The organism is Rhodococcus sp. BP-332, from assembly GCF_019836065.1.
Lineage (GTDB): Bacteria > Actinomycetota > Actinomycetes > Mycobacteriales > Mycobacteriaceae > Rhodococcoides.
Window position 1 is genome coordinate 421,816 of sequence record NZ_JABUEC010000004.1, and the last position, 19,389, is coordinate 441,204.

23 protein-coding genes and 1 tRNA gene are annotated in these 19,389 nt (G+C 69.1%); 16 read left to right on the forward strand and 8 right to left on the reverse strand.

The annotated features are described in order from the left end of the window. Positions 1–69 precede the first annotated feature (69 nt). The 5 genes from HQ314_RS17300 to HQ314_RS17320 are packed head-to-tail and all read left to right on the forward strand — an operon-like array spanning position 70 to position 2,150. The gene (locus HQ314_RS17300; RefSeq protein ID WP_308119454.1) at positions 70–747 is read left to right on the forward strand and encodes a methyltransferase; all 678 of its coding nucleotides are present in this window, start codon (positions 70–72) and stop codon (positions 745–747) included. 49 nt (positions 748–796) lie between these two features. Further along, positions 797–970 (forward strand): CDGSH iron-sulfur domain-containing protein, encoded by a 174-nt coding sequence (locus HQ314_RS21500; RefSeq protein ID WP_082544411.1) that lies wholly within the window; start codon positions 797–799, stop codon positions 968–970. 46 nt (positions 971–1,016) lie between these two features. Then, entirely contained in the window at positions 1,017–1,475 is a 459-nt protein-coding gene (locus HQ314_RS17310; RefSeq protein WP_308119455.1) for a Fur family transcriptional regulator, read from the forward strand. After that, positions 1,472–1,909 carry a hypothetical protein gene (locus HQ314_RS17315; RefSeq protein ID WP_027506393.1) on the forward strand — a complete coding sequence of 146 codons (438 nt, stop codon included), beginning with the start codon at positions 1,472–1,474 and terminating at the stop codon, positions 1,907–1,909. Before HQ314_RS17310 ends, HQ314_RS17315 begins: the two co-directional genes overlap by 4 nt. A gap of 16 nt (positions 1,910–1,925) precedes the next feature. Beyond that, on the forward strand, positions 1,926–2,150 hold the full coding sequence (locus HQ314_RS17320; protein ID WP_222650695.1) for a hypothetical protein: 225 nt from the start codon (positions 1,926–1,928) through the stop codon (positions 2,148–2,150). A 110-nt stretch (positions 2,151–2,260) separates the two neighbouring features. Here the strand turns inward: HQ314_RS17320 and HQ314_RS17325 are convergent, their stop codons facing one another. The 3 genes from HQ314_RS17325 to HQ314_RS17335 all read right to left on the reverse strand — a co-directional run bounded on the left by HQ314_RS17325 (position 2,261) and on the right by HQ314_RS17335 (position 4,715). Beyond that, entirely contained in the window at positions 2,261–3,589 is a 1,329-nt protein-coding gene (locus tag HQ314_RS17325) for a lipase family protein (RefSeq protein WP_222650696.1), read from the reverse strand. Between the two features lie 73 nt (positions 3,590–3,662). After that, complete coding sequence (locus tag HQ314_RS17330) at positions 3,663–4,469, reverse strand: transglutaminase family protein (RefSeq protein ID WP_222650697.1); 807 nt, start codon at positions 4,467–4,469, stop codon at positions 3,663–3,665. Positions 4,470–4,641: 172 nt separating this feature from the next. Further along, a tRNA-Gly gene (locus HQ314_RS17335) sits at positions 4,642–4,715 on the reverse strand. Between the two features lie 71 nt (positions 4,716–4,786). Here HQ314_RS17335 and dcd point away from each other — a divergent pair. The 4 genes from dcd (at position 4,787) to HQ314_RS17355 (ending at position 9,233) form a co-directional block, all read left to right on the forward strand. Beyond that, on the forward strand, positions 4,787–5,353 hold the full coding sequence (gene dcd / locus HQ314_RS17340) for a dCTP deaminase (protein ID WP_027506388.1): 567 nt from the start codon (positions 4,787–4,789) through the stop codon (positions 5,351–5,353). Positions 5,354–5,451: 98 nt separating this feature from the next. After that, on the forward strand, positions 5,452–7,005 hold the full coding sequence (locus tag HQ314_RS17345) for an Hsp70 family protein (RefSeq protein ID WP_222650698.1): 1,554 nt from the start codon (positions 5,452–5,454) through the stop codon (positions 7,003–7,005). Positions 7,006–7,068: 63 nt separating this feature from the next. Continuing rightward, positions 7,069–8,175 carry a hypothetical protein gene (locus tag HQ314_RS17350; RefSeq protein ID WP_222650699.1) on the forward strand — a complete coding sequence of 369 codons (1,107 nt, stop codon included), beginning with the start codon at positions 7,069–7,071 and terminating at the stop codon, positions 8,173–8,175. A gap of 113 nt (positions 8,176–8,288) precedes the next feature. Continuing rightward, complete coding sequence (locus HQ314_RS17355; RefSeq protein ID WP_222650700.1) at positions 8,289–9,233, forward strand: Hsp70 family protein; 945 nt, start codon at positions 8,289–8,291, stop codon at positions 9,231–9,233. A gap of 3 nt (positions 9,234–9,236) precedes the next feature. On the opposite strand, the gene HQ314_RS17360 is transcribed toward HQ314_RS17355, so the two are convergent. Together HQ314_RS17360 and HQ314_RS17365 are read right to left on the reverse strand one after the other, a co-directional pair. Next, positions 9,237–9,680, reverse strand: a complete 444-nt coding sequence (locus tag HQ314_RS17360; protein WP_222650701.1) for an ATP-binding protein — start codon at positions 9,678–9,680, stop codon at positions 9,237–9,239. Positions 9,681–9,729: 49 nt separating this feature from the next. After that, positions 9,730–10,260 (reverse strand): DUF6328 family protein, encoded by a 531-nt coding sequence (locus HQ314_RS17365; protein ID WP_222650702.1) that lies wholly within the window; start codon positions 10,258–10,260, stop codon positions 9,730–9,732. A gap of 213 nt (positions 10,261–10,473) precedes the next feature. Here HQ314_RS17365 and HQ314_RS17370 point away from each other — a divergent pair, with 213 nt between their 5' ends. The 3 genes from HQ314_RS17370 to HQ314_RS17380 all read left to right on the forward strand — a co-directional run bounded on the left by HQ314_RS17370 (position 10,474) and on the right by HQ314_RS17380 (position 14,168). Then, positions 10,474–11,748: an EAL domain-containing protein gene (locus HQ314_RS17370; protein ID WP_222650703.1), complete on the forward strand. Its 1,275-nt coding sequence runs from the start codon at positions 10,474–10,476 to the stop codon at positions 11,746–11,748. Positions 11,749–11,824: 76 nt separating this feature from the next. After that, positions 11,825–12,472, forward strand: a complete 648-nt coding sequence (locus HQ314_RS17375; RefSeq protein WP_027506381.1) for a PhoU domain-containing protein — start codon at positions 11,825–11,827, stop codon at positions 12,470–12,472. 292 nt (positions 12,473–12,764) lie between these two features. After that, positions 12,765–14,168 (forward strand): sugar transferase, encoded by a 1,404-nt coding sequence (locus tag HQ314_RS17380; RefSeq protein WP_037186361.1) that lies wholly within the window; start codon positions 12,765–12,767, stop codon positions 14,166–14,168. Between the two features lie 9 nt (positions 14,169–14,177). Here HQ314_RS17380 and HQ314_RS17385 read toward each other — a convergent pair whose 3' ends face one another. Continuing rightward, a complete protein-coding gene (locus HQ314_RS17385; protein ID WP_222650704.1) occupies positions 14,178–14,447 on the reverse strand; it encodes an ANTAR domain-containing protein in 270 nt (89 codons plus the stop codon). A 184-nt stretch (positions 14,448–14,631) separates the two neighbouring features. On the opposite strand from HQ314_RS17385, the gene HQ314_RS17390 reads away from it, so the two are divergent. Continuing rightward, complete coding sequence (locus HQ314_RS17390) at positions 14,632–15,378, forward strand: GAF domain-containing protein (protein ID WP_056443790.1); 747 nt, start codon at positions 14,632–14,634, stop codon at positions 15,376–15,378. After that, positions 15,375–16,115 carry a GAF and ANTAR domain-containing protein gene (locus HQ314_RS17395; protein ID WP_222650705.1) on the forward strand — a complete coding sequence of 247 codons (741 nt, stop codon included), beginning with the start codon at positions 15,375–15,377 and terminating at the stop codon, positions 16,113–16,115. The genes HQ314_RS17390 and HQ314_RS17395 overlap by 4 nt, the downstream gene beginning before the upstream one ends. Before the next feature lie 29 nt (positions 16,116–16,144). Here HQ314_RS17395 and HQ314_RS17400 read toward each other — a convergent pair whose 3' ends face one another. Beyond that, complete coding sequence (locus HQ314_RS17400) at positions 16,145–16,969, reverse strand: GAF and ANTAR domain-containing protein (RefSeq protein WP_222650706.1); 825 nt, start codon at positions 16,967–16,969, stop codon at positions 16,145–16,147. A 226-nt stretch (positions 16,970–17,195) separates the two neighbouring features. Here HQ314_RS17400 and HQ314_RS17405 point away from each other — a divergent pair, with 226 nt between their 5' ends. Then, positions 17,196–17,942, forward strand: coding sequence for a GAF and ANTAR domain-containing protein (locus HQ314_RS17405; protein WP_222650707.1), 747 nt, complete (start codon positions 17,196–17,198; stop codon positions 17,940–17,942). On the opposite strand, the gene HQ314_RS17410 is transcribed toward HQ314_RS17405, so the two are convergent. Next, positions 17,927–18,658: a TetR/AcrR family transcriptional regulator gene (locus HQ314_RS17410; RefSeq protein WP_051613498.1), complete on the reverse strand. Its 732-nt coding sequence runs from the start codon at positions 18,656–18,658 to the stop codon at positions 17,927–17,929. The genes HQ314_RS17405 and HQ314_RS17410 overlap by 16 nt on opposite strands. Positions 18,659–18,737: 79 nt before the next feature. Here HQ314_RS17410 and bluB point away from each other — a divergent pair, with 79 nt between their 5' ends. Then, complete coding sequence (bluB, locus tag HQ314_RS17415) at positions 18,738–19,385, forward strand: 5,6-dimethylbenzimidazole synthase (protein ID WP_222650708.1); 648 nt, start codon at positions 18,738–18,740, stop codon at positions 19,383–19,385. Positions 19,386–19,389: the final 4 nt, after the last annotated feature.

Here is a 19,389-nt window from a genome sequence, read left to right on the forward strand (position 1 = left end):
CGGGAATGCCATTCCTGAAGAAAGGCGGCAGATGCTGCCAGCGCATCTGCGCCGACGGAAGGTTCTCGTGTGACGACGATTCATCGCGACACGATCAGCATGGTGCGTGCACACCCCGGTGTCTACGCCCCCCAGGACGATTCGAGACTGCTCTGCGAGGTCATGCCGGTGGCGGCGTCGCCCCTGGGTGCGCGTGCCCTCGATCTGTGTACGGGTACTGGAGTGCTCGCGCTCCAGGCTGCGTGTCTCGGTGCACGTGAGGTGCTCGCCTACGACCTGGATGCTCGCGCCGTCGCGTGCGCCCTGGACAACGCCGAGCGCATCGGTGTCGGTGTCGATGCGCGACAGGGCACGCTCATCGACGCCCTCGCCGAGGCGCCGTTCGACCTCGTGGTCTCCAATCCGCCGTACGTACCGTCGCCGACCGCGCCGGAGGGGCGCGGTGTGCACCGTGCGTGGGACGCCGGCGCCGACGGTCGCATCGTCCTGGACCCGTTGTGCGACAATGCCTTCGATCTCCTCACTCCGGGCGGCACCATGCTGATCGTGCAGTCCGAGTTCGCCGGTGTGGACCGCACGATCGAGCGTCTGATGCGGTCCGGCACCACGGTCGACGTGGTGGCTCGCCGTCGCATCGCGTTCGGTCCCGTCATGCATGCACGCGCCGAGTGGCTCGAGGCCACGGGCGCCCTGCAGCCGGGTCGGCGCTCCGAGGAACTGGTGGTCGTCCGTGCCCGACGCGCCTGACGCTGCTCCCGCAGCACGGCTCGTCCGTGTTGTTCCGGGCGGGCCGGTGATGGTGGAGGGGCCCGTCGACGTGGAGATGGAGGACGGCACCCGCGTGCGGTCCGACCGCTTCATGGTGGCTCTCTGCGCGTGTCGACGCAGCAAGAACTACCCCTTCTGCGACACCAGCCATCGCCGCAAGATCCGTGCGTCCACCACCGAGGACCGGGGTCGCGACGACTGACACGGCCCGGACGTTTCACGGCGCCCTGCGGGGGCACTCCGGCGTCGTGGACACCAAGGAACAGCCGACGGTCGTCTCGTCGGAAGAGGAGTGGCGTCGGGTACTGCGTGAGCGCGGGCTGCGCGTGACCCGCCCGCGCCTTCGCGTGCTGAACGTCGTGGCGCGGCACCCACACGTCGACGCCGGCTACGTGGCTCGCACGCTGAAGAGCCAGGGGATGTCGCGGCAGACCGTCTACGGCAACCTCGACGCACTCGTGTCGGTGGACCTGCTGCGGCGCATCGAGCCCGCCAATTCGCCCGCGCTGTACGAACTTCGGGTCGACGGCGACGACCACCACCATCTGATGTGCCGGCAGTGCCGCCGAGTGTTCGACACGGCCCTCACCTCCGATGTGCGTCGACGTGCTCCCGAGCCGGAGGACGACGACTTCGACATCGACGGCGTCGACGTCTTCTTCTGGGGTGTGTGCCGTGACTGCCGGACGGGTAACCAGCAGGTATGAGCGATGATCGCGAGAAGATGCTGACGGACCACCACCGTCCGGACGGGTCCGACGATGCCACGGTGTCCGCCGTCGGTTCGGTCTCGGAGGCCCTCGAGTGGGTGGAACGCGCCCGCGGCCACCTGTACACGTTCCACCAGCTCATGGGCCACGCCGATCTCCAGTTCGGCTCTGCCGCGGACGAGCTCCGCGACGCCGGGCACGGTGACGCAGCGGACGCACTGGAGCGAGAGGTGATCGGCCGCAACGTCATCGAGGGTCGGTGGACGTTCCAGATGGTCGAGGACTTCGACGACGGCTACTGGACCACCGCGCGCGAGCACGAACGCCGGATCCGCGACGACCTGATGGACGGCCGCCGTCACGTCTTCGAGGCGGAGATGAAGGAGGACCGGCGCACGCACGGCAAGCGCGGTCACGAGGCAACACCCTGACAGGAGGATCGACACGATGACGATGACGAGCGACACGGTGCGCGGCGTGCTCGACGCACCCGACGGAACGCTGCTGGTGATGCGGGACGGCGAACTGACGATGACCGACGACGATTCGGGTGCCGTTCTGGTGACCACCAAGGCGGCACTCGTCGAGCAACTGGGAGACGACAGGTCACCCAAGCGACTCGAGACGGCGGCCACCGCGCTGAACGACATGGTCGACAAGCTCGGGGCATGATCATGTCGACGTCCGACGAGAAGCACTCGGAGCCCTCCGGTTTCGCGGAGGCGTCGGGGCCACCCGACTTCGGGATCGAGCCGACGCGCCGCGACTCCGGCGACGACCGGCTAGCGGACCCGGCCGAGCAGAGCGAGACCGGTCGAGACGGTGAGCCCGAGCAGCCCTCGGACACCTGACACCGACAGGGCCGAGGACCATACGGTCTCGGTGGTGTTCGGGGGCACCGGGCGGTCGGCGATGCGATCGGCGAGCCAGTTCAGCGTGGCGGGTGCGGCGATGGGATGCAGCGACAGGTGCTCGCTGAGCCGGTCGCGCACGTACGTCACGTGGGCGCCGGCGGTGCGGTACCGCTCCACCTGCCCGTCCACGTCGTCGACGGCGATGATGGGGTCGTGGACCGCCTGCATGACGAGGAGCGGGAAGCTCGGTGCGGACTTGCCCGGCTGGATGTCCTGGAAGATCTGCACCAGCTCGGGGGTCGCCATGACGTCGGCGAGCGGGATGTCGGTGTAGCGCTCGAGGTCGTGCATCAGCAGCGTCAGAACGGCGTGCACCGTGGTCTTGCGCTCGAGCGAGGACAGAATGGTCATGCCGGGCTGCGCGACGTGATCGCGGATCGTCCGGTCCAGATCGGGGTAGGTGCGGCGCAGACCCTCGACCACCATGGTGGGCAACGCGGCGAAGATCGTGCCGTTGAGGCGGGAGAACGCCGACGCGGGATCACCGACGGGCGAGCCCAGCGCGGCACCGACGACGTTCAGCTCCGGCGCGTACTCGTCCGCGGCCTCGGCGGCCCACGACGTGGCCAGGCCGCCGCCCGAATACCCCCACAGTGCGACGGGCGCCGAGTCGTCGAGCTCCAGAGGTGCGAAGGACAGGGCGGCGCGGATGCCGTCGAGAGTGCAGTATCCGGGTTCGATCGGTGCACCCCAGCGGCCGTCCATGCCCTCGTGATCCGGCAGGGACAGCGCCCACCCGCGGCGCAGCGCGTACAGGATGATGAGCAGCTCGAACTGGGGCACGGCGCCGTGGGCGTGTGCTCCGTCCCGCAGCGCGTACGACGGGAAGCAGCGGTCCGAGACGGCGTCGATGGCGCACTGGTAGGACAGCAGCGGCCTGCTCCGACCCGGAACCGCGCCGGCCGGCAGCAGGACCGTGGTGACACCCGTGCGCGGTTCGCCGTGCATGTCGGACGTCCGGTAGAGCAGCTGCCATGCCGACACGCGCTGGCGGATGGTGCCGAACAGGGCGATCTCGACACGGCGCGACCGCAGCACGGCCCCCAGCTCGGCCTTCTCGAACCCGGCGGGAGAGCGGTAGAACGGATCCTTGTTCGGCGTCGTCGTCAGCCGCTCGACGGCATCGTCGGAGTCAGTGCTCCGGTCCGCCGCCGTCCCTCGCCCACCCGTGAACGCTGCATCTCGTTCGATGCTCATGTGCGTCTCGCTTCCTGATTCGTCGAGTCACAGTAACCCGACGACGCAGGAGGCGACCGACGCATGCGCCGGATCAGGTGAGGGAGACCAGCTCGTGGATGTCGTCCTTCGGCAGGCCGTCGGTCGCCACGGCCGTGACCGTGGAGCTGTTCAGCGTGATCGAACCCTTGTGGTTGTCGAGGAACGCGGTGTCGGCCGCATCGCGTCCGGTCGCGATCCGGACCAGCGTCGACCGAGGTGCGAGGCACGTCGCGTCCACGACGTGCCAGGTGTCGTTCACCAAGGCCTCCGCGACAGCGTGGAAGTCCATCGGGTCGCATCCGGGTGCGTAGACGGCGACCAGACGAGCTGGAACGTTCAGCGCGCGCAGCATCGCGACGACCAGGTGCGCGTAGTCACGGCACACGCCGGCACCGGCGAGCAGCGTGTCCGCCGCACCGTCGATGGGATCGCTGCTCCCCGGGACGTAGTGCAGTCGACGGCCGACCCAGTCGGAGACCTCCGACAACAGGACCGCGTCGTCCGACTCGCTGCCGAACTCCGTGGCCGCGAAACCGAAGAACTTGTCGGCCTCCGCGTACCGGCTCGGACGGAGGTAGACCGAGCGATCGAGATCCGTGACGGGGGACGGCTCCGCGTTCCCGGTGACGGTCGCGTCGTAGTAGACCTGCAGGTTGCCCACCGGCGCCTCGAGGACGTGGATCCGGTTGCCGTGGGCTCCGCTGACCTCGCGGGCCTCGACCGTCTTCCCGTCCAGGACGAACGAGAGGGTCTCGGCGACCTGCGCGCCGTGATGCGGGGCCACGGCGATCTGGAACTCCAGGGTGCTGGCGGCCGTGATGTCGACATCGAGGCGTGCGGAGACGACGCGTTCGGTCATGGAGGTGCTCGTTTCCGGGGGAGAGGGGGTATGCGCGGAGGTGTACCCAGCCTGACCAGGAGCGACGCGTGTCGCTGGACACAGTGGGACGACCGCGAGTGTGAAGTGTGGAATGTAGGCCCCGGAATCCGGGGTCCGGATTCCACCATCGCTCGGCGGTGAGAGGGAGACGTGGAGCCGATGACGGGAATCGAACCCGCGTATTCAGCTTGGGAAGCTGATGTTCTGCCATTGAACTACATCGGCCGGTGGTGCTGCCCTGAAGATTAGCAGGGCGCCCGGGTGGCCTCGGCGGACTCGGTCGATAGTCTCTGTGCGTGCTGCTCTCCGATCGCGACATCAAGGCCGAGGTGGATGCCGGAACGCTCGGCATCGAACCGTTCGACGAGGCGATGGTGCAGCCGTCGAGTGTGGACGTGCGCCTGGACGGGCTGTTCCGGGTGTTCGACAACTCGCGCTACACCCACATCGACCCGAAGCTGCAGCAGGACGAGCTGACCACGTTGGTGGAGCCCGCCGAGGGGGAGCCGTTCGTTCTGCATCCGGGCGAGTTCGTGCTCGGGTCGACGCTCGAGCTGACGACGCTGCCGAACGATCTCGCGGGGCGACTGGAGGGCAAGTCGAGTCTGGGCCGGCTGGGACTTCTCACACACTCGACGGCGGGTTTCATCGATCCGGGCTTCAGCGGACACATCACGCTGGAGCTCTCGAATGTCGCCAATCTGCCCATCACGTTGTGGCCGGGCATGAAGATCGGGCAGCTCTGCTTGTTCCGTCTCTCCAGTCCGGCGATCAATCCTTACGGCAGCTCAGCGCTGGGATCGAAGTATCAGGGACAGCGCGGTCCGACCCCGTCGAAGGCTTATTTGAACTTTCTCCAGTAGACCTACGGTCGGTTTTCGCCGTCGTATACGTTGCTATGCCTTGTTTGACGCTCTACTATCGGTCTGTCCGAAACTCCGACAGCCGATGGTGGTGATCCATGATGCGAACCGAGACGGAAACGTTCGGTGTCTCCATGAGCACCGGGTGCGTGCGCGGAGTCGTGATGGACCCGGAGGGCCGGGTCGTCGAGGCGCGCTCGCTCGCCACCGGATCCGACCATCCTCTGTCAGCGGCCGCTGCAGCAGCGTTCGAGATGGCCGCGGATCTGTGCGTGGGTCCGGACGCGCCGGTGATCGCCGTGGGGGGAGACCCCGAGAGCACCTACGGTCCCGGCGGAGTCCGACTCGTCGCCGAGTGCGACGCGCTGCTGGCCGCCGCACGGATGGAGGGCTGCGTCGACGCGGCTCGCACCCTCGCGATCGTCGACCTCGGTCGGGTCGGCACGCGCGTGCACGTCCTGGACACACAGACCGGTGACCTGTACTCGAGCGTGGGCATCACCGAGCTGTCCGGTGACGCGATCGACGCCGCGGTCGCCGATCACCTGTCCACCACCTTCGGTGCTGCCGAGAAGATGAGCCCCGCCGCCGTGCGCACCCTGGCGCGAGACAGTCTCGCGGCCAAGGAGATGTTGTCCGACGAGCGTGCGGTCGACCTGTCGGGGCCGTTCGTCACCGATTCGGTTCGCCTGCGCCGCACCGACTTCGAACTTCTCATCGCCCAGCCCACCGCGATGCTCGTCGACCTCGTGGACGACGCCGTGGCCCGCGGAGCCGACGCCGTGCTCCTGGTCGGCGGCGGCGCGCACATCCCGTCGGTGCGCCGCGACATCGCCGCTCGCGTCGCGGTCCCCGTCATCACGCCGCGCTGGCCGCAGTTCTTCGCGGCCATGGGCGCCGCACATCTCTCCACCGTCGTGCCCCCCGCCGTGGACGCCGTGCCGCTGCCCGTCGTCACCGCACCGCCGGCGGACGACGAGGTCACGGCCGCCTTCACCACGGTGGCGGAGCCGGCTCACACCCCAGCGGCGGAGCCGGTTCCCACCCGGGAACCCGAGGTGGCGCCGGAGCCGGAGACCGCTCGACCACCGCTGCCCACGCCGCGCGTCGTCACCGGTGCGCCTCGACGCGCCCGCTCCACGCGGCGGCGTCGGTCCCGTGCCGGTGTCGTGGTGGGAACCACGGCGCTCGTCGCCGCGGTCACCCTCGGCGCGGCCGCCGGCGCGTCGGGACGGTCGGAGACCGAGGCCGTGCAGGCGACGGATCGCGTCGTCGTCACGTCGTCCGTCGACGCCACGCCCACTGCCACCACCGTGCCCAGCACTGCCCCGCGCGTCGACGCGGCGCCGGCCTCGCCCTCGGCGGCGTCGTCGAGCGCCACCGCCGCGCCGGCGCCGTCCACGGAGACGCCCGTCGCAGCACCGTCGAGCGTCACGCCGTCGACCTCGATCTCCCAGCGCCCGACGCTCGCCCCGGCACCCTCCACCGCGGTACAGGACGAGCCGGAGGAGACGCCGGCGCCCACCACGACACGGCGGCCGAACTCGAACACCAGCACGACGACGACATCTGCGGCTCCGTCGCCGACGTCCACGACGACTCGGACGACCACGCCCGCGGCAACCAGCGCCCAGCCCACCACGGCGCACTGATCCATCGGGCGGGACCGTACGAGACCACGCATCATCGAGAACGAACAGGCGGACGACGACGACATGCACATCGTGCTGGGAATCTCGGCGACGAGCGACGAGGTGACGGCGGCTCTCGTCGACGTCGAGCTGCCTCGGCTCGGTCCGGTCGACGAGCGCACCATCCCGATGCAGACCGGGTCGCCGGCCGAGGTGGCCGCGGCGGTCGCGACGTCCATCGGTGTCATGCGGCTCCGGGCTGCCCGCGCCGATCTGCTGCTCACCGGTGCCGCCGTCGTCCTCGAGTCGCCGCATCTGCGTGAGCCCGTCGAGTCCGCGCTGCGCGACGGTCACGTTCGCGACGTGGTCGTCGTCGACGCGGTGGACGTCGATCCGTCCCTCGAACCGGCGGTCGCCGTCGCGCTGTGGGCCGACCACGACGCCGGCGACGCGATCACCGGTCCGATCCCGGTGGTGCTGCCCGAGCCGGTCGACGCGTCCTCACGCGAGACGCGCCGAGGGTTCGCCGTCGTGGGTGCGGGAGTCGCTGCCGCCGTCCTGGCCGGATCGTTCGCGGTCTGGGCCGTGACGGGACCCCGGGCTCCCGAGGCTGCCGGTGTCGCGGAACCCCTGTCCACGTCGGCCACCGACTCGGCCGAGGCGGGCACCGGTATCGCTCCCAATCCCGCAGCGCCCGCCGGATCGAGCCCCACGGCCGTTCCGGCACCCGTGCCCGGCGGCACCACGGCCGCGGACGCCCTCACCGGCATCCGCCCCGGTGTCACGCAGCAGAACGGAGCCGTGTCGGTGCCCGCCGCACCCGGTGCCGCGACCACTCGACCGGGAACCTCGTCGGCGGCGCCGTCCAGCGGCGGATCGACGAGCGGCGGATCGACGAGCGGTGGTTCCACGAGCGGTGGTTCGACGAGTGGAGGTTCGACCAGCGGTGGCTCGACCAGCGGTGGGTCGACCAGCGGAGGCTCCGCCGGTGGCGGATCGACCAGCGGCGGCGGAACCGGCACGGGTGGTACCGATCCCGGCACCGGTACGGGCGGTGGTTCCGGCGGCGACGAGACACCCGGACCGACGGGAGGCTCGTCGTCCGAGCCGCCGACGGATTCCGAGCCGCCGACTCAGCCGTCCGAGCCCGACCCGACGCCGGACACGTCCGGTACCGCGTCGGTCGAGTGACGCCCCGGTTCCTAGTGAAACCAACCAAACTTTGCCAATAGCCACTGAGAACAGACCTTTTCCCTGTTCGAGCGCCTAGGCTTCGTCGCGGAACACCAGGAACGGGGCGGGTCATGCGAGCAGTGGTAGGAATTTCCCTCGGAGCGTCGGCGATACGAGCCGCGGTGATGGATCCCATGGGCCGTGCGTTGCTCGGTACCGAGTCCGTCACGGTGGCACGCGGTCGCGATCGACTCGAAGCCGCTGTCGACGTGGTGGATTCGGTCTGTGCGCGCCACGGCGCCGATCGTGAGAACGCCGTGCTGGTGGTTCCGGACGAGCCCCGGTCACGCGTGGGTACCATCTCCCTGTCCGTGCACACCGGCGGATGTGTCCGTCTCGCTTCGGAACTCGGCGCCCAGCTGATGTATCTGAGAATGCGCGGCCTGGTCGAGTCGGGATCCACGATCGCCGTCGTCGACATGGGGAAGAGCGGTACGTCGGTGTCCGTCGTCGACGTGGCCACGGGCTTCGTCAAGGACGCGACGTGGACCGACCGCTACCGGGGCAGTGCCTTCGCGGACAGTGTCCGTGAGCACCTCCTGGCTGCCTACGGCACAGCGGAACCGCTGTCGCCGAACGACTCTCAGCTACTGACCGAGGGCGTCGAGTGGGCGATGGAGATGATCGCCCTGCACCGCGTCGTGCGCGTCGGCGGGCCGTTCGTCGGGGGCACCGTGAACGTCTGGCGGACCACGGTGGACCGGCTGATGCTGGACTACGTCACCGAGGCTGCCGACTGGGTGAGCGATGTGGTGCGCCGGGGTGCGCATCGTGTCGACGCCGTGGTACTGGCCGGCGGACCGGCGAACCTCCCTCTGTTGCGCGGTGTGTTCGCGCGCGAGTGGGGTTCCGCTCTGGTGATGCCACAGGATCCGCAGTCCATCGCCGCGACGGGGGCTGCCCTTCTCGCCGCACGACGGTCGGAGTCTCCGTTCAGCGCGCCGCTGCCGGTGGTACCGACGCGGTCGGAACCGTTGCCCGTGGTGACGACGCAGTCGCGGCACGCACTGGTCTGACCGTCAGGCCGCGTTCCACCGCATCCGGACGGTCGTGCCGTCCTCCGAGGAATCCACCGACGCTTCGTGCGCGAGCGCATGGATGAGGGGAAGCCCTCGACCTCGGCGCGGATCGTTGCCGTTGTCGACCCAGGATCCCCGATCGGTCACGTCGATGGTCACCCCGCCGGCCCGCGGAGTACGCACCTCGAGTCCGACGGTGCGCACCACGGTGTCCGCGGAGCGCTCGTAGGCGTGCTCGACGCTGTTGGCCAATGCCTCGTACGTGGCCAGGGTGATGTCCTGGCACAGGTCCTCGTCGAGGCCGCGGTCGCGCAGCCATGCGAGCACCGTCGTACGCACACCGGTCAGCGCCCGAGGCTCGGCGGGGATGTCCTGCAGGATCAGATCGCGGGTCGCGTCACCACGGTCGGTGACCGGCATGTCGTCGGCGACGTCGGTGATCATGGAAGCGCTGTACCCACTGCGCGCAGATTTTGCACATCCATGGTCGAGATCACTCGGTCGAATCGGACCGATCGTTCACCGGACCCAGCCGGCGGCGCAACGACACGGGCAGTACGAGGCAGACCGAGACGAACAGGGTGGCCGCCACTGCGCACGCGATGATGCCCGCGGTGGGACCCACCACCAGGTCGAAGATGAGCAGCGGTACACCGGACATCGCGATGCCCACCAGGACGAAACCGGCGAGAGCGAACCGGTTCGCGTGGTCGACGAGCTGACGCAGTGCCCGGCGACGGAACAGGATCCTGTGCAGAGCCACCGGCGCGACCAGAAGGATGGTGGCGGTGACCGATGCTCCGAGCGTCACGAGGTACACGGCCTGCTCGTACGTCTCGAGTTCCGGAAACCGGGCCTGGAACGGGAGGGTGAGCAGGAAGCCGGTGAGCAACTGGATACCGGTCTGCACCACGCGCAGCTCCTGCAGGAGGTTCGACCAGTTGCGATCGAGGCGCTCGGTCTCGGTCTCGTGCCGCTCGCGTGCGTTCCAGTCCGACCCGGTCAGGGGCCCGTCCGCTGTCATTCGGTGATACTACGGCGGAACCTCCGATACCCGGCGTCGTGCCTGTTTGACGGCTTGTACGATGACTCGACTGTGGAATGGACGAAACCTTTTCCCGCCCGTGACCGATACGGGGCTGGAACAGGTACGAATCACTGACGATCCGGGGGGTCACGGTGTCGGGACACGCCACGTCGGAACCATCCGACGGTGGCCTCGTAGAACGGACACGTCATGCAGAGGAGCGCACTCCGGCGCCAGAGTGAGTCGGCGCGGCACTATGTCGACTTCACGGCCACGGACTCCACGCTCCAGACCCTCACCACTCTCGCGGCGACCACGCTGGGGTTCTCCGCCGCGCAGCTCAACATCCTCGACGAAGACGTGCAGTACACCCGTGCTCAGCACGGGGGACCGTTCCCGCACACACTGCCGCGCTCGGACACTGCTTGTCAGCACGTCGTCGCGTCCGCGGGGCCCGTCGCGGTCTCGGATTCCGGCCTCGACCGGTTCTCGAACGATCCGGTCCGCGCGGCCACCGCGCAGGCTCTGCACGCCCTGTCCCTCGGGTCCTACGTCGCGGTACCGCTCCGCGGTCGCGAGGGGCTGATCATCGGCACCCTCTGCGTGCTGGACGCCGAGCCGCACCCCGCGAACGAGTACACGGTCACCACTCTCACCGAGTTCGGCCGGGTGGTCGAGACCCATCTCGAGGCGCTGCGTGGTCACGGCCGTGCGAAGACCGCCGGGTGCGTCCGCGCTGTCGCGGCCGCGATCGAGCGGGGCGAGATCACCCCCTGGTATCAGCCGATCGTGGACGTGTCGTCCGGCGCCGTCACCGCGGTCGAGGCTCTCGCCCGCTGGACGCGTCCGGGCGACGGCACCACTGCGCCGTCGATGGTGAGTCCCGCGGACTTCCTGCCCACCATCGAGGGCAGCGACCTCGAGATCGACGTCGACCACGCGGTCCTCGTCCGCGCGCTCGTCGACTTCGAGCGGTGGATGGTCGACGCTCCCGAGATGGACCTGCACGTCAACCTGTCCGCGCGGCATCTCGCGGCCCCCGACGCGGTGCGCCACCTGATCGAGATCGTCGCCTCGTCCGCGGTGCCGGCGGCGCGCGTGGTCTTCGAACTGACCGAGACCGTGTCGCATGCTCGCCCGGCACGGGCACACGAGTTCGTCAGCGCCCTGCAGGCCGTCGGGTTCCGGGTGCTGCTCGACGACATCGGCATCGGCTTCTCGTCCCTCGAACGCCTCGTCGACTTCCCCGTCGACGGATTCAAGATCGACGCGGGCATCGCGCGGACGCTCGGTACCGCCGCGGGCGACTCGTTGGTCCGTGCACTGGCCGGATTCGCGGTCGACACCGGCCGTGCCCTGGTCGTGGAGGGAATCGAAAGCGACCACCAGGTCGCGGCCGCCCGCCATACTGGGTGCACTCGCGTCCAAGGATTTCTCTACTCTCGTGCGGTGCCCGCGCGCGATGTTCGCTCTCTGCTCGATTAGGGGGCGCTCTCGTGGGTACCCCCCATCGTCGCGTCCTCCGGGACGCGTCGGCGGGACGGCCAGGATCGGGGACATCATGCGCAACGCGTACACAGCTCAACTCGAGGGACTGAACGATGATCTGTGCGCTCTCGCGCAGGCGGCGGAGACCGCCATGCGCGACGCCAGCATTGCCCTGCTCGACGGCGACCTGCAGGCTGCGGAGTCCGTCATCGCCCGCGGCGAGGCACTCGGAGAACTCGGTGCCCGCTGCGAGGATCAGGCTGTCACCGTGCTGGCGCTGCAGGCACCCGTCGCGGCGGATCTCCGCCGAGTGTTCTCGGCCGTGCGCATCAGCAGTGACCTCTCACGGATGGTCGGCCTCGCGGTGCACATCGCCGAAGCCGCGCGCCGTCGCTTTCCCGAGCCGATCGTTCCCGATCATCTGATGCCGCAGTTTCGTGAGATGAGCGAATTGTGTCTCGACATGTCCGGTCGAATAGTCGACGCACTGCGTACGAGTGATCTCGGGCGTATCGATTGTCTGAGTTCACAGAACGATCGGGTCGATTCTCTGAAGACAACGGTCGTGGACACCGTGTCGGCGGACGATCACGGGCACGACGTGATGAATGCCGTGGACATCGCACTGCTGGGACGGTATTTCGAGCGCTACGCCGACCAGATCATCGATGTCGCGTCGCGGATCGTCTTCTTCGTGAGCGGCCGCAAACAAATGGCCTGAGGGTCCTCCGAAATCGTGTCGTTCGAACACGCTAAATCTGTGTGAACTCACCGTGTGATTCACCGCACTGTGGTTGTCTGAGCGAGCCTTGCGGGAAGGCAATAAGCTACCGACTGCCCTGGTACACGTATCAGCGGTCGAGTCCCTGGCGGATCCAGTCGAACGGAACGAGGTACACGTGTCTGCTCCCAGCTCGGCGGAGAGCGAGTCGGCCGAGCGCCGCGACGTCGCACTGCCGCGGGCTCGGCGATCGCGGAGGGCGACCTCGCGACGCGACTGGGAGCGCGCGTACATGGACCGGCTCCGGGTGACCGACGTGCTCGTCGTCGTCGCCGCCGTCGCCTGCGCACAGGTGGTGCGCTTCGGTCGGCCGGATCTCGAGGTACCGCGCGCGGCGTTCAACTACACGTTGGTCTCGGTCACCCTCGCGCTGACGTGGATCGCATTCCTCGCGATCTTCCGCACCCGCTCGCCGCGTGTGCTCGGCGGGGGAGCCGAGGAGTACAGGCGTCTGCTGTCCGCCACCTTCCGCCTCTTCGGGCTCGTGGCCATCATCTCGTTGCTCTTCCGCTTCGAACTGGCGCGTGGCTACCTGGCCATCGCACTGCCGGTCGGGCTGATCGGGCTCCTGGTCTCGCGGTGGCTCTTCCGCAAGCACGTGGCTCGCGGACGTCGTCGCGGCGACTATCAGACGTCGGTCGTCATCGTCGGCAGTCACAGCTCGGCCCTCTCCATGGCGCGGTCGTTCAACCGCGACGGGAGTGCCGGCTACGCGGTGGTCGGGGTGTGCCTGCCGCGCACCCAGTCGGTCACCGAGGATCAGCTGTCCGTCGACGGTCTCGAGATTCCCGTCCTCGGCAACGAGAACGACGTGCTCGATGCCATCGAGGCCACGGGCGCGGACACCGTCGCCGTCACCGCGACGGACCACATCGGTCACGAGGGCATCCGCCGCATGGTGTGGGACCTCGAGAAGAAGAACGTCGATCTGGTCGTGGCTCCCGGCGTCGTCGACGTCGCCGGCCCGCGCCTGCACATGCGGCCGGTCGCCGGCCTCCCGCTCATCCACGTGGAGAAGCCGCAGTACAACGGTGCGAGCCGCTTCGGGAAGACGGCGTTCGACATGGTGTTCGCCGTGGTCGCCCTCGTCGCCGTGGCCCCGCTGTTCCTTCTCGCCGCCCTTCTCGTCAAGGCCACCAGCAAGGGTCCGGTGTTCTACCGATCCGAGCGCATGGGCCTCGACGGCACACCGTTCCAGATGATCAAGTTCCGCTCGATGGTGCAGGACGCGGACGCTCGGGTGTCGGAGTTGTTGGCGCTCAACGACAGCGAGGGCGGCGTCCTGTTCAAGATGCGCGAGGATCCGCGTGTCACCAAGGTCGGCCGCGTGATGCGGCGGCTGAGCATCGACGAGCTGCCGCAGTTCTTCAACGTGCTTCGCCGCGAGATGTCGATCGTGGGCCCGCGGCCGCCGCTGCGCCGCGAGGTGGAGACCTACGACGGCGACGTGCGCCGCCGGCTGCTGGTCAAACCCGGTCTGACGGGCCTGTGGCAGGTGAGTGGCCGCTCCGACCTGTCCTGGGAGGAATCGGTGCGCCTCGACCTGAGCTACGTCGAGAACTGGTCCATGACAGGTGATCTGCTCATCGTGCTGAAGACCCTCAAGGCCGTCGTCGGCAGCGACGGCGCGTACTGAGTCGACCGCTCATCGGATGGCCGCGAGCACCTCGGCGGCGATCTCGGGCATCGTGGCGGACCGCGACGACGCCGTCGACGCCAGTCGCGCGACCGCGGCAGGTGCCTCGCATCCGTGCCGCACCATCAGTGCACCCACGGCGAGATCGATCGCGGCGAGCGCATCGAGGGACAGCCGGATGCGCCCGGTGACCACGGCCCCGAGTCGCTCGAGCAGTACGAGCTCGTCTGCGGCCGCACGGATGCGTTCGTGCAACGACTGCTCCGGGTCGCTCGTCATGGGTCTCCGTGTTCTCGGTCGTTCGCCTGTTCGCCCGTTCACGAGTGCAACGGTGCGGGAAAACTCTACGCCGGTCGCCCGCGCGGTCCAGACTTGTCGCTACGGTTGACTCGCGGCACACGGGGCATTCCTCGGGTCGCGGACAACGGTGTGGACGTCGATCGACGAGGAGTGAGTGCAGGTCATGACGACGCGATCGGGTGGTGACGACGACGCGCACGCACCGTTGTCCATCACCGACATCGCCGATCTGTGCCGCAGTGTCGTGCAGTTGGTCGAGGTGGACGGCGCCGCCATCACCGTCATGAGCGGCACCACGCGCGAGTTGGTCTACGCCACCGACGCCGTGTCGCAGTACCTCGACGAACTGCAGTTCACCACCGGTCAGGGTCCCTGCGTCGACGCCTTCCACCGTGGCCGGACCGTGTTCGTCGCCGATCTCGACAGCGAGGCGGAGGAGCACTGGCCCGGATTCGCCGCCGACGCGTCGGACGGGGGCGCGGCCGCTCTGTTCGCCTTCCCGCTGCGCGGCGGCAACACCGTGTTCGGCGTGCTCGAACTGTATCGCGCATCCGTCGGTGAACTCAGCGACGAGTTCGCCGCTGTCGCCCAGCTGACCGCGGACGCGGCAGCCATCAGCCTGCTGGAAGCCTTCGCGCCCGGCCTCGGCGCGGGACAGTCGCTCGGCGACGCCTCGGACGACTCGCCGCTGGGCGACCATCGCACCCGGCCCTACGTCAATCTGGCCGTCGGCATGATCACGGTGCAGATGCGGGTGTCGCCGACCGAGGCGCTCGCCCGGCTGCGCGCCGCGGCGTACTCGGCCCGACGCCCCGTCGACGACATCGCCCGCGAGGTGGTCGAGCGCAAGGTGCGCTTCTCCACCGACGACACCGCGTCGGACTCGACGACGAAAGGACAGCCGTCGTGACTTTCCCGCCCACTTTCGATCCGCCCGGCACCGGCCCCGTCGGTGACACCGACGTGCCGTCGCCCGTCGTCGTCCTCGCCGAGTTGACGGGCCATCTGGCCGCCGGGGTCGACGCCCCCTATCTGCTCCACCTCCTCGCCACCCGCACCCGCGAGGCCCTGCGGGCCGCCGCGGTGTCGGTGGTGTTCGACGGGTCCGGGTCGGTCGACCTCGACCTGGTCGCTGCGGCCTCGACCGGGTTGCTCGACCGATCGCTGACCGTGGGCGGACCGGTGGCGATGTGCGTGCGCACCGGCGCGGCCGTGCTGCTCGACGATCTGGAGAACGCTCCGGGGCGCTGGCAGGACCACGCCCGCGAGGCGCGTGCGGCCGGCATCGGCGGTATGCGTGCCTACCCGGCTCGGATCGCGAACCGGGTCATCGGCGCCGTCGTGGTCCACACGTCGGGGCCGTGGCGGGCACCGGGTCACGCGGCGGCGTTCGTTCAGGCCGTCGCGGATCTGGCGGCGTTGGCCGTCAGCGTCGACACCGAGGGCGACGTGCGCCTGTCGGTCGAGGCGACGCGTCGACAGCAGGTCCTCGAGGACGCCGCCGTGATCGATCAGGCCATCGGTGTGCTCGCCGAGACCCATGGTCTCGCCATCGGCCCCGCGACCGACCTGCTCGTCACCGACGCCCGCCGCTCACGGACCTCGCTCGCAGATCGGGCGCGTGCGGTGATCGATGCCCTGAGCTGACCGGGCTCGTTCCCGCCACACGGGGCGCACTACTCGGCCGGAGTGACCTGACCCGACGGCACGCGCGTGTGCGCTGTCATCAGCAGCTTGCCGAGTTCGGTGGACAGAGCGTCCGGTGCATCGCCGAGCGAGCCGATGTCGCGGACCAGTTGCTCGGCGAGAGTCCGTACCTTGATGTTCGTGGTCTGCGAGCGCCAGAGCAGCAGGTCGAAGGCCTTGTCGGCCGACACGTTGAGTCCCAGCATCAGGGCGCCCTTGGCCTGCTCGATCGCGGCACGGGACTCCATCGCGGCGGCGTAGGTCTCGACCTGCCTGGTGGCGTGCTCGGAGTTCTCCGCTCCGGTCAGGGCCGACTGGGCGGCCTGCACGAACACCCGCATCGCCGACTCGTCGACGGAATCGAACCGGTGGCCGGTGTGGCTGTAGAGATTGAGGGCGCCGATGAGGGCACCGCCCGAGGTGACGGGTGCGGACAGGAAACTCGCGACGTCGAGGCGATCGATCGCCTTCGCGAACACGGGCCAGCGCTGGGACACGTCGTCGAGATCGGCACGCACCACCTCGTGGGTCAACGCCGACTCGATGCACGGTCCCTGCTCGCTGCGATACTGGGCCTGGTCCACCTCGAGGACGAACGTCTCGGTGCTCGCGGCGGTCTGCGGCCTGCCGCGGCGGAAGACAGTGACGCCCGCTGCGTCGGCGTCGGGAATCGCCGTCACGACGCGCGCGCAGATCGTGTCGAGCGCGCCGTCGGCCGTGTGGGAGACGGCGAGCGCACTGTCCAGGTCTGTCAGGGCCTCCGCCAACAGGGCCAACGCCCGTCGTTCGGCCGTGGTGTCCGCGCTGTCGGTCATTCCCGCATCTCCCGCCTTCGCCGATTCATCACTCGACGACCCGTACGCGGAGTGCGAGACCACCGTACCGCTGTCGGGGTGTCCGGTTATAGTTGCGCGGAAGGCGATACCCCGCCCGGCGTCCAGCAGTAGGCGTCGGCACTGGTGGGTGTCGCCTTTTGTCGTCCGGTCTGCGACGACCGAGTGACGACGGATGATGAGAGAACCGAAGGGATCAGCACCACACATGAGCAACGACGGTCGGCCGCCGAGCTCCGAGCACCTCGATCTGGTGCGCACTCTGGCCGAGCTGGCGCGCGAGTTCGCCGGGTCGCGCCAGGTCCGGACGATCGACGAGGTTCTCGATCACGTCCTCGCGGTGTCGGTCGATCTGATCGACGCCGCGGATCACGCGTCGGTGCGGCTGGCGGCCGAGGTATCGGGGCCTGCGGAGCCCAGCCGCACGAGCAGCGACATCGCGGCCGCACTCGACCGGGTGCAGAGGCGACCGGGGGACGGACCGACCGTCGATCTCCTGCATCGGTCCTCCGAGGCGGACGTGGACCTTGCTGCCGTCGTCGCCGGTCCGGTGCATCGTTGGCCCGGTCTGGCGGAGGTGGCCGACGCCGTCGGTGTCCGCGCGCTGGCCGCCGTACCGCTGGCGATGCACGAGCGCACGCTGGGAGTGCTCACGCTGTATTCGTCGTCGACCGCGGCGTTCGACGAGGACAGCCTGACCGTGGCGACGGCGATCGCGGCGCACGCCGCCATCGCGGTGCAGAGTCTGCAGAAGGAAGCGCAGTTCCGGTCCGGTCTCGCGTCCCGCGACATCATCGGTCAGGCCAAGGGCATGCTGATGGAGCGGTTCGAGGTGGATTCGGTCCAGGCGTTCGAGATGCTCTCGAAGTTGTCGCAGAACAACAACCGACCGCTGCACAAGCTTGCCGCGGACATCGTCGAGGCCGGAGCCAAGCTGCGCTACCCGTCCACCTGAGGCAGGGTCGCGGCGAGTCGGTCGAGCAGCGCCTCGAGCGCTTTCTCGAACTCGGGCAGGCCGAGATCGCGCGCCAGCTCCGCCTTCATCCGCACCACGGTGGGGAACTCCGTCGGGTCGATGTCGTCTCCGGGCTGAGCGGTGGCGCGGGGATCGTCGGGATCGTTGGGGTCCGTCGGACCGATCGAGACTCCCTGCGCCGAGACCTCGAGCAACAGCTGTCCGAGCAGGAAACTCGTGTACGAGCGGTAGGCGGCAGCCGCGGCCGCGTCGTCGAATCCCCATTCCTTCAGGCTGGAGAGGAAGTTCTCGAGCCACCGCACGCTGCGGAGTGGGGGCCGCACCCACGGCGCGCTGTTCGGCCGGGTCGCGATGAGCGGGAACACCTCGGGATGTTCGAGCGCCATCCGTCGCACGCCGTGCGCCAGCCGCTGCAGGTAGTCCTGCCAGCTCGAGGCGCCCTTCATCAGCACCTGCGGGTCGCTGCCCAGATCGTCGATGACCTGGTCGACGATGCCGTCGAGCAGTTCTTCCTTGCCACCGAAGTAGTGGTAGAGCGCCATCGCCTCGACGCCGAGACGCCCGCCGAGTCGGCGCATCGTCAGATCCCGAGCGCCGTTGTCGTCGATGAAGGCGATGCCCGCGCGCAGGATGACGGTGCGGGTGAGCTGACCCCTACCGGGCGGTGGCGTGGTGCCGGGCGTCGAACCCACGATGAATCGACCCCCCCGTTGTCTCGAGACTCGGACGCACCGAGTGGTGTCGACACTAGGCGTGTTCTGGCACGGTCACCACATGAGCACCGAGCACCTGTCCGTCCACGACGCCATCGCCGCACGTCGGGACGTCCGTAGCGAATTCAGCGGTGAGGTGGTCGACGACGCCGTCCTCACCCGTCTTCTCGCCGCCGCCCACCGCGCACCCAGTGTCGGGAACACCCAGCCGTGGGACTTCGTGATCGTCCGACACCCCGAGACGCTGGGGCGATTCGCGGCGCACGTGGCGCAGTGCCGCGCCGACTTCGCGGCATCACTGCCCGCCGACCGCGCCGAGACCTTCGACCCGATCCGCGTCGAGGGGATCGAGACCAGTGGCACCGGCGTCGTCGTGACGTACGACGACTCCCGCGGTGGTGAGCACGTCCTGGGCCGGGCCACGGTGCGGGACACGGGCCTGCTCTCCGTGGCCCTGGCCATCGAGAACCTGTGGCTCGCAGCGGTGTCCGAGGGTGTCGGCGTCGGGTGGGTGTCGTTCTACGACGAGGCTGTGCTGCGGGACATCATCGGCCTGACCGGCGACGATGCCGTGCGCCCCGTCGCGTGGCTGTGCGTCGGTCCGGTGACGCAGTTCCAGGAGGTTCCGGACCTCGAGCGGTTCGGGTGGCGTCCGCGTCGGCCCCTGTCCGACGCCGTGCACCGGGAACAGTGGGGCCGTCGGGGTTAACGTG

What these genes read in the sequence shown, in the direction of transcription:
- HQ314_RS17355 (WP_222650700.1), top strand. Translation starts at nt 8,289, where the DNA reads ATGCGAGCAGTGGTAGGAATTTCCCTCGGAGCGTCGGCGATACGAGCC.
- HQ314_RS17400 (WP_222650706.1), bottom strand. Translation starts at nt 16,969, where the DNA reads ATGACCGACAGCGCGGACACCACGGCCGAACGACGGGCGTTGGCCCTG.
- HQ314_RS17325 (WP_222650696.1), bottom strand. Translation starts at nt 3,589, where the DNA reads ATGAGCATCGAACGAGATGCAGCGTTCACGGGTGGGCGAGGGACGGCG.
- HQ314_RS17385 (WP_222650704.1), bottom strand. Translation starts at nt 14,447, where the DNA reads ATGACGAGCGACCCGGAGCAGTCGTTGCACGAACGCATCCGTGCGGCC.
- HQ314_RS17320 (WP_222650695.1), top strand. Translation starts at nt 1,926, where the DNA reads ATGACGATGACGAGCGACACGGTGCGCGGCGTGCTCGACGCACCCGAC.
- HQ314_RS17375 (WP_027506381.1), top strand. Translation starts at nt 11,825, where the DNA reads ATGCGCAACGCGTACACAGCTCAACTCGAGGGACTGAACGATGATCTG.
- HQ314_RS17365 (WP_222650702.1), bottom strand. Translation starts at nt 10,260, where the DNA reads ATGACAGCGGACGGGCCCCTGACCGGGTCGGACTGGAACGCACGCGAG.
- HQ314_RS17345 (WP_222650698.1), top strand. Translation starts at nt 5,452, where the DNA reads ATGATGCGAACCGAGACGGAAACGTTCGGTGTCTCCATGAGCACCGGG.
- HQ314_RS17380 (WP_037186361.1), top strand. Translation starts at nt 12,765, where the DNA reads ATGGACCGGCTCCGGGTGACCGACGTGCTCGTCGTCGTCGCCGCCGTC.
- HQ314_RS17315 (WP_027506393.1), top strand. Translation starts at nt 1,472, where the DNA reads ATGAGCGATGATCGCGAGAAGATGCTGACGGACCACCACCGTCCGGAC.
- HQ314_RS17370 (WP_222650703.1), top strand. Translation starts at nt 10,474, where the DNA reads ATGCAGAGGAGCGCACTCCGGCGCCAGAGTGAGTCGGCGCGGCACTAT.
- HQ314_RS17350 (WP_222650699.1), top strand. Translation starts at nt 7,069, where the DNA reads ATGCACATCGTGCTGGGAATCTCGGCGACGAGCGACGAGGTGACGGCG.
- HQ314_RS17405 (WP_222650707.1), top strand. Translation starts at nt 17,196, where the DNA reads ATGAGCAACGACGGTCGGCCGCCGAGCTCCGAGCACCTCGATCTGGTG.
- bluB (WP_222650708.1), top strand. Translation starts at nt 18,738, where the DNA reads ATGAGCACCGAGCACCTGTCCGTCCACGACGCCATCGCCGCACGTCGG.
- HQ314_RS21500 (WP_082544411.1), top strand. Translation starts at nt 797, where the DNA reads ATGGTGGAGGGGCCCGTCGACGTGGAGATGGAGGACGGCACCCGCGTG.
- HQ314_RS17330 (WP_222650697.1), bottom strand. Translation starts at nt 4,469, where the DNA reads ATGACCGAACGCGTCGTCTCCGCACGCCTCGATGTCGACATCACGGCC.
- HQ314_RS17390 (WP_056443790.1), top strand. Translation starts at nt 14,632, where the DNA reads ATGACGACGCGATCGGGTGGTGACGACGACGCGCACGCACCGTTGTCC.
- HQ314_RS17360 (WP_222650701.1), bottom strand. Translation starts at nt 9,680, where the DNA reads ATGATCACCGACGTCGCCGACGACATGCCGGTCACCGACCGTGGTGAC.